This window comes from Kitasatospora nipponensis (genome assembly GCF_039528135.1).
Taxonomy (GTDB): domain Bacteria; phylum Actinomycetota; class Actinomycetes; order Streptomycetales; family Streptomycetaceae; genus Kitasatospora; species Kitasatospora nipponensis.
The window spans coordinates 1-10127 of the sequence record NZ_BAAALF010000247.1 but is presented as its reverse complement, the minus strand read 5'-3'; the positions used below and the strand labels follow the sequence as shown (position 1 = coordinate 10127).

The 10127-nt window shown below is 74.8% G+C and carries 10 protein-coding genes and 1 pseudogene; 4 read left to right on the top strand and 7 right to left on the bottom strand.

Annotation, left to right across the window (positions count from 1 at the left end):
- Positions 1–239, bottom strand: a pseudogene (locus ABD323_RS36920) (hypothetical protein); the annotation flags it as partial.
- A 340-nt stretch (positions 240–579) separates the two neighbouring features.
- On the opposite strand from ABD323_RS36920, the gene ABD323_RS36915 reads away from it, so the two are divergent.
- Positions 580–1260: a response regulator transcription factor gene (locus ABD323_RS36915; protein ID WP_344446469.1), complete on the top strand. Its 681-nt coding sequence runs from the start codon at positions 580–582 to the stop codon at positions 1258–1260.
- 110 nt (positions 1261–1370) lie between these two features.
- On the opposite strand, the gene ABD323_RS36910 is transcribed toward ABD323_RS36915, so the two are convergent.
- From ABD323_RS36910 to ABD323_RS36895, 4 genes are all read right to left on the bottom strand, one after another.
- Positions 1371–2777, bottom strand: a complete 1407-nt coding sequence (locus tag ABD323_RS36910; protein ID WP_344446468.1) for an EsaB/YukD family protein — start codon at positions 2775–2777, stop codon at positions 1371–1373.
- A gap of 54 nt (positions 2778–2831) precedes the next feature.
- Positions 2832–3149, bottom strand: coding sequence for a WXG100 family type VII secretion target (locus ABD323_RS36905; protein ID WP_344446467.1), 318 nt, complete (start codon positions 3147–3149; stop codon positions 2832–2834).
- A 54-nt stretch (positions 3150–3203) separates the two neighbouring features.
- The gene (locus ABD323_RS36900; RefSeq protein WP_344446466.1) at positions 3204–3560 is read right to left on the bottom strand and encodes a WXG100 family type VII secretion target; all 357 of its coding nucleotides are present in this window, start codon (positions 3558–3560) and stop codon (positions 3204–3206) included.
- A 206-nt stretch (positions 3561–3766) separates the two neighbouring features.
- Complete coding sequence (locus tag ABD323_RS36895) at positions 3767–5077, bottom strand: aminotransferase-like domain-containing protein (protein WP_344446465.1); 1311 nt, start codon at positions 5075–5077, stop codon at positions 3767–3769.
- 230 nt (positions 5078–5307) lie between these two features.
- On the opposite strand from ABD323_RS36895, the gene ABD323_RS36890 reads away from it, so the two are divergent.
- On the top strand, positions 5308–6111 hold the full coding sequence (locus ABD323_RS36890; RefSeq protein WP_344446464.1) for a thioesterase II family protein: 804 nt from the start codon (positions 5308–5310) through the stop codon (positions 6109–6111).
- Between the two features lie 7 nt (positions 6112–6118).
- Here ABD323_RS36890 and ABD323_RS36885 read toward each other — a convergent pair whose 3' ends face one another.
- On the bottom strand, positions 6119–6940 hold the full coding sequence (locus ABD323_RS36885) for an SAM-dependent methyltransferase (protein ID WP_344446463.1): 822 nt from the start codon (positions 6938–6940) through the stop codon (positions 6119–6121).
- A gap of 182 nt (positions 6941–7122) precedes the next feature.
- Between ABD323_RS36885 and ABD323_RS36880 the strand changes: the two genes are divergently transcribed.
- Together ABD323_RS36880 and ABD323_RS36875 are read left to right on the top strand one after the other, a co-directional pair.
- Entirely contained in the window at positions 7123–7791 is a 669-nt protein-coding gene (locus ABD323_RS36880) for a sigma factor-like helix-turn-helix DNA-binding protein (protein WP_344446462.1), read from the top strand.
- Positions 7788–8492 (top strand): hypothetical protein, encoded by a 705-nt coding sequence (locus ABD323_RS36875; protein ID WP_344446461.1) that lies wholly within the window; start codon positions 7788–7790, stop codon positions 8490–8492. Before ABD323_RS36880 ends, ABD323_RS36875 begins: the two co-directional genes overlap by 4 nt.
- Before the next feature lie 41 nt (positions 8493–8533).
- On the opposite strand, the gene ABD323_RS36870 is transcribed toward ABD323_RS36875, so the two are convergent.
- Complete coding sequence (locus ABD323_RS36870) at positions 8534–9970, bottom strand: nitrosuccinate lyase (RefSeq protein WP_344446460.1); 1437 nt, start codon at positions 9968–9970, stop codon at positions 8534–8536.
- Positions 9971–10127 lie beyond the last annotated feature (157 nt).

The window sequence follows — 10127 nt, the reverse complement described above, 5'->3', positions numbered from 1 at the left end:
GCCGCCCGGCCGGGCACCGGAACCGCCGGGCCGGGGGCCGCCGCGGCCGAGACCGTGCCCGGGGTCGAGTCCGGCGCCAGCGCCGCGCCCGGGGCCGCGGTGTAGATCACCGCTGTGCCCTGCCCGCCACCGGCGGCGCCGGTACCGCCGCCACTGCGACCGGTACTGCGGCTGCGCCCGCCGGCGGCCACCGGTCCCGCCTCGGACGTCGTCGGCTCGGCCATTTCTCGCTCGGACACGTACCTCTCCCCAGATCTCCCCAGTGACGCCCCGGACAATACCGCCGCCGGGGGTGCTGGCATTTCGTCAATTCTGAATGGCAGGTGAACTGATTGCGCTCTTTGGAACAAATCTCTTCGCGTCACACCCCATCCCGGAGTCCTCCCCGATCCGCTCACCCCAAGGCAGTTGACCAGCAACTCGGGTATCTGTAAAGAAACTTGACTATCCGCCGGGAACTCCGCCCGACCCATTCGCGACCCCGCGAACGGCCATCTCGGGGATCTGCCGGTCCATCAGTTCGTACGGCATGCTGTGCCCGCGGGGAACGGGGATTTCGAGCCGGAGGTAGGGCACGGCATGCCGGCCATTTCACAGATAGCCATCGTCGAGCACCACAGCCTGCTGCGGCACGGCATGGAACAGGTGCTGTCGCGCAGTCCGCAGCTGCGGGTGGTGGCCACCGCGCCGAGCCCGCAGGAGCTCGACCACGCGGGCGAGCGGCTCGACACCGTCGTGTTCGGTCCGCACGCGGGCCAGCCCGACGTCGTCGAGCAGGTCCGCGAACTGGCCGCGCTGGCCCGAGTGGTGGTGGTCTCCGACTTCGCGGCGCCGCATGCGCTGATCGAGACCGTCCAGGCCGGCGCGCTGGGCTGCGTCACCAAGCTGGTCGAGGACCTCGAACTGCGGATCGCCGTGCGCACCGTCTGCCTCGGCGGCTTCCACGTCGCACCCGCCCTGGCCGGGCGGCTGCGCGAGGAGCTCGGCCGGCTGAACCGCCCGGACCCGCGGGTGCTGGCACCGCGCGAGCTGGAGACCGTGCGCTGGCTGGCCGAGGGCCTCACGCACGCCCAGATCGCCCGCCGGATGGGTCTGACCGAGGCGACGGTGAGCACCTACGTGAAGCGGATCCGGTCCAAGCTCAACGTCGGCAACAAGGCCGATCTGACCCGCACCGCCATCGAGTTGGGCCTGCTGGCGGGCCGCACCGGCGGGCGGACGCCTGGCGGCGCGTCCAGCCCCGCCGGCGCGGCGGTCTGAGTCCCGGCCGCCACCGAACCCGTTCGGTGCGAGGCGATCCGGAGGGGATCCCGGCAAGGGTCGAGGGGCGGTCCGGGCCCGTCGGCCGGCCCGGGCCCGGGCCGGCCGCGTCACAGGTGGCGACCCAGGCCCATCAGCCGGCCGAAGACCCCGAACCCGGCCAGCATCAGCGGGATGCTCAGCGCCCCGAGCACGGCGCCGGCCGTGCCGAGCCAGGCCGGCCGGCGCAGCGCCCGCAGGTCGCGGCGCAGCAGGCGGCGCAGTCCGTAGCCGAGCAGCGCCGCCGCCACCGCGGTGAGCAGGGCGGGCACCGTCCAGCCCGGCCAGCCCAGCTGCGGCGGGCCGGTCAGCAGCAGGGCGAAGAGGCCGCCGGCACCGGCCAGCGCGCCCGGCACCACCTCCACGACCACCTTCGCGGATCCGGCCCGCAGCAGCAGCGCCACCCCCAGGCAGCCGGCCGTCGCGCAGCCGTACACCGTGTGCGAGGCACCGAGCAGCACGATCGCCGCCCCCAGCAGCAGGGCCAGTCCGCCGCCCCAGGCCGCCAGCAGCACCATCGCGGTGCGCACCGCGGCCCGCAGCTGCTCGCCCTCCTCCGGGTCGGTGGCGGGGTCGGCCGGTCCGTGCCGGCGGAACGCCGTCGCCACGATCCGCCCGGCCGTCGCGGGCGCCGCGCTCAGCAGCAGGAAGGCGACGATCGCGATCACCGCGGCGCACTGCGCGGGGTCGGCGTGCAGCGCCACCAGCGAGCCGGCGGCCAGTGCCGAGAGCAGGGCGGCCGCCAGCACGGTGAGCGTGCTGACACCGCTGGCGGCGGCGTAGGCGAGGAACGCCCCGGCCAGCGCCCCGCCGGCCACGCAGGCGGTGGCCAGGGCGGCCGGGCTCAGCGCCGGGTGGGCGCCGGCGGTCAGTTGGTGCGCCCAGCGGGCGGTCACCAGCGCCCAGCAGGCGACCGCGAGGGCCGGCACCGCACTGAGCGCGGTGAGCAGGCGCAGCGGCGCGGGCACCGGCCAGCGGCGCTCCGCGGCGATCCAGGCGAGCAGCGGTAGCAGCAGGCCGGTGCCGGCCGCCAGCGCACCCAGCCCCGGCAGGCCCACCGGCCGCAGGACAGCCGGCGCGAGCAGCGCGGCGGCCAGCCAGAGCAGGCCGCCCGACAGCACGGTGGCGGCGCGCGCCGTCGCGTCCCAGGGGCGGTCCAGCCACTGGCCGGTGGCCTGCGCGACCTGTTCGGCGACGTCGAGGACGACCGGCTCCTCGAGCTCGCCGGCCAGCAGGTCGCGCAGGTAGAGCACCTGGCCGTCGGCCACGCCCAGTTCGGTCAGCGAGCGCTCCGGGGCGAACGGCCCGGTCAGCGCGGTCGCCAACGACCAGGCCGGCGGCATCAGTTCGTTCTCCTCCAGCGCGCACAGCCGGGCCAGGTCGTCCACGTAGTCCGTGATGGGCGCGCCGGCCGGGACCGCGAGGTCCACCTGTCTGCGTTCGCCGACCACAGTGATCCGGCAGTACTCGTCGGCCATGGTGTGCTGTCAGGTCCTCTCGGGGCGGTGCGGGGCCGGGGTGCGGGCGGGACGTCAGCGGTGGCGCCAGGTGGAGACGTTGGCCCACTCGGCGTCCGAGTAGTTCACGAAGTTGACGTTCATCACGGCGGCGACGTTGCCGAGTACGCCGCCGGGGCCGAAGAGCCCTTCGGCGGCGGTGTTCCACTCCTGCTGGAGGATCTCGTAGTCGGCCGCCGCCTCGCTGCTGTTCCAGCTGTCCTTCAGCGGGGCGAGCAGCTGCACCAGGCGCTGCAGCTCGGCGATGATCTCCTCGGCGGAGGCGTGGATCCGCGGCCCGACCTCGCCCAGCTGCGAGTGGACCAGGATCGAGGTGGAGTCGTTGCGCGGCATGGGGGTTCTCCTCGGGGCTCGCGAAGGGGTCGGGGCGCGGCGGCGGACGGGACGTCAGCCCAGTCGCAGCGGCGGCAGCTCGCTCTGCAACTGGTCGATCTTCCGCAGCGCCGAGTCCTCGGACTGCGCGTAGTTGACGTACGTCCCGCGCAGGCCCTGGGCGATCCCGGTGAGCGCCTCGTGCAGCATCGCCGCGTAGACGTCCCACTCCTGCATGTAGAGGTCGAACGCCTGGTGGGCCTGGCCCTGCCAGTACGTCTCGACGTTGGTGCGCACGTACGCCTTCAGGGCGTCGAGCTGCTCCTGGATCGCGGTCGCGGTGGAGTCCACCTGGACCGAGGCGGTCTGGACCTCCTCGGGGGTGACCCGAAAGCCGCTGGTCGTCCCACCCGGCTGCACCTGCTCGGCCATCTGCCTGCCCTCTCCCGCTGCGCCGTAGCTCGACGCGGGCACCGCCCGCCGGCGGTGCGCGCCGAGCGCACCGCGGCCGCCGCCGACCGCTCTGCTCCTACGGCGCCAGCCTGGCAGCGGGGCCGGGACACCGGGCAGTCCCCCGTTCGTATGTCCCGCCCCGCCGCACCCGGGACGGCGCCCGGGTGGTCGGCCGGCCCCCCGGCTCAGGCCTGCTGGTCGTTGATCAGCCGGCCGAGCCGGCGGACCCCCTCGTCCACCTGGTCGGGCGTCAGCACGCTGACCGACAGGCGCAGCTGGTAGGCGGCCTCGGGGCCGTCGTAGAAGTGGTGCATCGGCGTCCAGAGCAGGCCGTAGTCGCGCGCCGAGCGCTCCAGCAGTTCGTCGTCCACCTTGAACGGCACCGTGACGACCAGGAAGAAGCCACCCTTGGGCGTGTTCCAGTGCACCCCGCTGCCGGCCGGGAAGAGCGCGGCCAGGCCGCCCAGCAGCCGGGCGAGGTTGTCGCGGTAGAGCGCGATCTCCCGTTCGTTGGCCCGCAGCAGGCTGCCCTCGTGCTCCAGCAGCTTGCCGGCGATCACGGCCTGCGAGATCGGCGAGGTGTTCACCGTCACCATGCTCTTGAGCTTGGCGAGTTCGTCGGCGAACAGGGTGCTCGCCCCCGACGGCGCGGTGACCCGCTGGTCGGCGACCACGAAGCCGACCCGGGCGCCGGGCAGGCCGGTCTTGGCGTACGAGCCGAGGTAGACCACCCGGCGCGCGGTGTCCAGCGCCTTCAGCGTGCTGGGCCGGTCCGCGCTCGCGGCCGCGAACAGGCCGTAGGGGTTGTCCTCCAGCAGCAACAGGTCCTCCCGCTCCGCCAGCTCCAGCAGCGCGCGCCGCTCGGCGGGGCCCAGGCTCAGGCCCGAGGGATTGGAGTGGTCCGGCAGCAGGTAGAGGGCCCGCGGGCGCAGACCCTCGCCGCGGGTGCGGTGCAGTACCGCTGCCAGGTCGTCCAGGTCCACGCCGTCCGGCCCGCTGCGCACGGTGCGCACCGGCATGTCCACCAGCCGGGCCGCCCCGGTCAACCCGACGTAGGTGGGCGCTATCGCGAGCACGGCGTCCCGCTCGTCGCGGCGCAGCGCGCGCAGCACCAGGTACATCGCCTCCTGGCAGCCGACGGTCACCACGATCGCCTCGGGGTCGACCTCGATGCCCTCGTCGGCGGCCAGGTTGCGGGCGACCAGCTCGTGGATGATCCCCTTGGTCCGGCCGTACTGGAAGAACGCCTGGCGGACCTGATCGGGGTTCAGGTTCCGATCGGCCGTCAGGTACTGCTCGAAGCGCCGCAGGTAGCGGTGGATCGCCTCGATCTCGAAGAACTCCTCGTAGGGCCGCCCGGCCGCCAGCGAGAGCGCCTCGGGGTGGCGGCCCCCCACCTCGTTGAGGAAGGTCATCGACTCCAGGGCCGGATCGGCCAGCGCCGAGTGCAGGTCGGCCAGCGCCAGTTGGCCATCAAAGGGGCGGCGGTCGGTCACGGGTGCTCCTGGGGGTGCGGGTTCGGCCGAATGGGATCAGGCGGGGTCGGGCCGACCTGTGATCCGCAGCGTACGGTCCGCGCCCGGCCGCGCGCAGCCCCCCACGGCCCGTGCGGCGCACCGGCTCCGCCCCGGGGCCGGTGCGACAGGCAGTACGCTGCCAATCTCCGAAGGGGCCGGGGCCGAGCTCCGGCACCCTTTCCCTTCCACGTTGCGGAGAGTTCCCACCGATGCAGCCGATGCAGCCGCTGTCACCGACCGCCGCCCGCACTCCTGCCCCCCTGGCCGACCCCTGGGTCCGCTGTCACCAGCCCCGCCCCGCGGCCCGGTTGCGGCTGATCTGCTTCCACCCCTCCGGCGCCGGCTCGATCTTCTACCGGGAGTGGGCGCAGAAGCTGCCCGCCGACGTCGAGGTGCTGGCGGTGCAGTTGCCGGGACGCGAGACCCGGATCATGGAGCCCTGCCTGACGGAGTACCGCGAGACCGTCGAGCGGCTGCACAGCGCGGTGCGCCCGTACCTGGACCGTCCCTACGCGCTCTTCGGGCACAGCCTGGGCGCCCTGCTCGCCTACGGCGTGGCGCTGGCGGCCCAGCGGGACGGCGACCCGGCGCCGGCCCGGCTGCTGGTGAGCGGCAGCGGCGGCCCCGGCTCGGTGCACCCCAAGCGCGGGCGCGGCGGCTGGTCGGAGGAGGACCTGATCGAGGACCTGCGCACCATGGGGGGCACGCCCGAGGAGGTGCTGCGCAACCGCGACCTGCTCGACCTGATCCTGCCGGTGCTGCGGGCCGACTTCACGATCTGCGACACCTTCGACGACCAGGGCCGACCCCAACTGGACTGCCCGATCTCCGTCTTCGGCGGGCTGGACGACTTCACCGGCGCCGAGGACCTCGCGCGCTGGGAGAGCGCCACCCGGGCCGGCGCCACCGTGCGCACCTACCCGGGCGGGCACTTCTTCCTCAGCGAACCCTCGCCGGCGGCCCCCGAGGTGCTGGCCGCGGTCAGCGCCGACCTGACCGCCGTCGCCGGCTAGGCAGGCCCTATGGCTTGCGGGCCACCGCCGCGTAGGCGCTGGCGTGCGCGTCGGCCACCCCCGGGTCGGGTGACCCGCCCTCCGGGCGCCAGCGGTGGGTGGCGACCAGGCCCGGCTCGACCGGCTCCCAGCCCTCGAAGAAGCGGGCGATCTCCTCACGGGTGCGCATCTGCACCGCGGTGCCGGCCGCCGCGTAGACCTGGGTGATCCGCTCGGCCTCGGCCGGCGCGAAGTCCCGGCTGCCGTGCGAGAGCACCAGCGCGCTGCCCGGGGCCAGCGCCGCCTTGAAGCGCTCGACCAGGCCGTGCGCGTCACGCTCGTCCGGCACGAAGTGCAGCAGGGCGTTGAGGCTCAGGGCCACCGGCTGCGCCAGGTCGATGGTCTCGCGCACGCCCGGCGCCGCCAGCACCGAGTCCGGGTCGGTGACGTCGGCCTGGACGTAGGCGGTGCGCCCCTGCGCCGTACTGCGCAGCAGCGCCTGGGCGTGGGCGAGCACGATCGGGTCGTTGTCGGCGTAGACGACCCGCGCGTCCGGCGCGATCCGCTGGGCGACCTCGTGCAGGTTGGGCGAGGTGGGGATGCCGGTGCCCACGTCCAGGAACTGGCGCAGGCCCGCCGCGGCCAGCATCCGGGTGGAGCGGTGCACGAAGCCGCGGTTCACCCGCGCCGCGGTCTCGGCCCACGGGAAGACCGCGATGACCTGGCCGGCCGCCTCCCGGTCGGCGGCGAAGTTGGTGGTGCCGCCGAGGTAGTAGTCGTACATCCGGGCCGAATGGGCCCGGTGCAGTTCGAGATTGACCTCGGTCTGGTCGGTCTCGTCGACCGTCATGCGATCCCCCGCCTCGTTTCGTGATGCCGCCCACCGGCGACCTGACGAGTAGTCATACTATTACCTTCGGTAGCATTTTCCCGGGGCCACTACTGGCTCCGCGGCCCCGGGTGCGCTTCCATGGTGCCGTGCAGGGTCACCCGTCGGGCAGCGAGAACCGCGAAATCCAGGGAAGGCGGACGGTGGGCGACAACAGCGAGGCCGCACCGGAGGGTTCCCGCCTGCGGGTGACCTTCGAGGCGTTCTGTGCCACCCACGAGCGCGCCTGGCTGGGATTCGCCCGGACCCAGGTCGGCGACGAGCAGGACACCGCCGTGGTGGTCGAGGTGATGAAGGGCCACCTGCTGCGCAACTGGGCGATCGCGCTGCGCCAGGAGATCCCGGCCGCCTACGCCTGGCGCCTGCTCAAGGAGCACCTGGCCGCCTGGCTCGCCGCCGCCGGCCGGCCCGGGCCCGCGCTGGTCCAGACCGCCGCCTTCGACGCCGCGATCCGCAACCTGCACGCGGAGGCGCGCAGCGCGCTCGCCACGCCGGCCGGCCTCGCCGCTCCGCCCGGTCCGCCCGGTCCGCCGGCACGGCCCGACATCGCCGCCCCGCCCGGCTCGCCGGCGCTGCCCGACCTGGACCGGCTGCCCGAGCAACTCGGCCTCTTCAGCGCGATCCTGGAGCTGCCGGAGCGCCAGCACGACGTGGTGGTGCTCAAGTACTGCCTGGAGCTGGACGACGAGAAGATCGCCGAGTACCTCGGCACCCAACTGCCCTCACTGCGCTCCACCCTGCGCCACGCCCGCCGACGCCTGGCCCGTAGCCTGGGCCTGCCCGATCTCACCGAGCCCCAGGGGGAGCGTTGAACCGCCGGCGTGAACCGGAGCCGGACCTGCTCTCCTGGCTGCGCGGCTACCGGTGCACCGCTCCCCCGCCCAGAGCCGGCGCACCCGCCCGGGTCTACAGCGGCGCGCCGAGCGTGCCGCCCCCCGGAGCCGGCCCGATCACCGCCGCGCCCGCCCGGCTGCCCTCCGAGCACGAGCAGGCGGCACACGAACTGGCCCTGGCCGCCGCCCTGGTGCTGAACACCCCGCAGGCCTCCGCGGCCCTGGACCTGCTGGTCAACGACGACCGGATCCACCCCGAGGGCGCGGTGGTCTTCGCCAGCCTGCTCTTCATCACCGACCGGCCGGACGCGGCCAGGTTCTGGTGGCAGTTCGCGGCCGGCTCCGGCAACCACACGGCCGCCTACTGCCTGCACCTCTACCACCTGCACCTGGGCGAGCCGCGGGACGCCGCCTACTGGCGCGCCCAGGCCGAGCACCTCGCCACCCGCCCGCGCCCCACCGGCGGCCCGCTGATCCGCTCGCCGCGCCCGCTGCTGCCCGACGAGGTGCGCGGCGACATCCTGGCCCGCAGCCACCGGGGACTGCACCCGAGACTGCCCGCCGCCCTGGAGGCGGTCGTCAACCGCCTGGTGGTGGAGAGCGACGACGACGACTTCGGCGAGATCCCGCAGCCCTCGGGCACGCTGGCCCTGGACCTGTCCGCCGTCCGCACGCCCTGAGCCGACGCCCGCCACCACTCCGGCGCCCCCACCGCGCGACACTACTTGTGCAGTCGCCCCCGGTAGTGCGCCAGCGCCCGGTCCACCAGCATCCCGGCCGCCCCCGTGTACTGCGCCGGGTCCAGCAGGTCGGCCAGCCGCCCGGCGTCGAACAGCTCGGCGGCCCGGGGGTGTTCGGCGAGCACCGCGCCCAGCGTCACCTCGCGCTCGGCCGCCTCGGCCGAGGCCGCGTCCATCAGCTTGCGGGCACCGTCCTTGCCGAGCACCGGCGTCAGCACGGCGGCGATCCGCTCGGAGACCAGCAGACCCCGGGTCAGCTCCAGGTTGGTCCCCATCCGCTCCGGGAAGACCTGCAACCCCTCGACCAGCTCGACCGCCGTGTGCGCCGCGCCGCCCGCCAGCCGCAGGCACTCGCGCATCGGCAGCCACTCGGCGTGCCAGACCCCCGCCGAGCGCTCGTCCTCGGCCACCATCGACTGCGCCAGCACCATCGCCAGCGGCGGCACCTGGAGCGCGGCCGAGCGGATCAGGGTGGCCAGCGCCGGGTTGCGCTTGTGCGGCATCGCGGAGGAGACCCCGCGCCCGCCGGCCGCCGGCTCGGCCAGCTCCGCGATCTCGGTGCGGCAGAGCACCTGCACGTCCACCGCGATCTTCCCCAGCGCCCCGGTCACCAGGGCCAGCACGCTGCCGGTCTCGGCGACCGGGGTGCGCACCGCGTGCCAGGGCAGCACCGGCTCGCTCAGCCCGGTCTCCGCCGCGTAGCCGGCGATCAGCCGCCGCGCGTACTCCTGCGGGTCCAGCGCACCGGGTACGCCCTGCTCCTGGTGGATTCGGGCGTACTCGACGTACCCGGCCAGCGTGCCGGCCGCGCCGCCGAGTTCGACCGGCAGGCCGCCCTCCAGCAGGCTCCGCAGCCGCCCGGCCGCGTCGGTGACCGCCTGCAGCCAGCCGGCCGCCTTGAGCCCGAAGGTGGTCGGCACCGCGTGCAGGCCCAGCGTGCGGCCGGCCATCGGGGTGTCGCGGTGCCGCTCGGCCAGCCCCGCCAGTGCGGCGGCCACCCGGTCCAGGTCGGCCAGCAGCAGGGTGCCGGCCCGCCGGGTGACCAGCATCGCGGCGGTGTCCAGGATGTCCTGGCTGGTCGAGCCCCGGTGCACGTAGTCGGCGGCCTGCGGGTCCGCGGCGGCCACCACCGCGGTGAACGCCTGGACCACCGAGACCACCGGGTTGGCCGCGCCGCGGGTGCGCTCGGCGAGCTCGCGCAGCGGCAGCCGCTCGGCCCGGGCCAGCGCCGAGATCGCCTCGGCGGCCCGCTCGGGCACCAGACCGAGCCGGGCCTGGGCCGGGATCAGCGCGGCCTCGGCGGCCAGCAGCGCCTGCAGCCAGGCCGCGTCGGTGGTCACCTCCTCCACCGGCGAGCCCACCCGGACGGGCGAGAGCAGCCCGGCATCGGTCCAGTACGAGGACAGCTCCGTAGTCATGCGCCACCTCTACCAGTTGGGCCCGACGGCCAGTGCGGCCGGGGTCGGTGCCGGCCACCGGCGCGCGGCCGGCAGCCCGGCCGCGGCCGGCAGCTCGGCGGGGGCCGGGTCCGCGGCCGGCAGCAGGGCCAGCGCGGCCCGGGCGGTGGGGGCCGCG

What these genes read in the sequence shown, in the direction of transcription:
- ABD323_RS36915 (WP_344446469.1), top strand. Translation starts at nt 580, where the DNA reads ATGCCGGCCATTTCACAGATAGCCATCGTCGAGCACCACAGCCTGCTG.
- ABD323_RS36910 (WP_344446468.1), bottom strand. Translation starts at nt 2,777, where the DNA reads ATGGCCGACGAGTACTGCCGGATCACTGTGGTCGGCGAACGCAGACAG.
- ABD323_RS36905 (WP_344446467.1), bottom strand. Translation starts at nt 3,149, where the DNA reads ATGCCGCGCAACGACTCCACCTCGATCCTGGTCCACTCGCAGCTGGGC.
- ABD323_RS36900 (WP_344446466.1), bottom strand. Translation starts at nt 3,560, where the DNA reads ATGGCCGAGCAGGTGCAGCCGGGTGGGACGACCAGCGGCTTTCGGGTC.
- ABD323_RS36890 (WP_344446464.1), top strand. Translation starts at nt 5,308, where the DNA reads ATGCAGCCGATGCAGCCGCTGTCACCGACCGCCGCCCGCACTCCTGCC.
- ABD323_RS36885 (WP_344446463.1), bottom strand. Translation starts at nt 6,940, where the DNA reads ATGACGGTCGACGAGACCGACCAGACCGAGGTCAATCTCGAACTGCAC.
- ABD323_RS36870 (WP_344446460.1), bottom strand. Translation starts at nt 9,970, where the DNA reads ATGACTACGGAGCTGTCCTCGTACTGGACCGATGCCGGGCTGCTCTCG.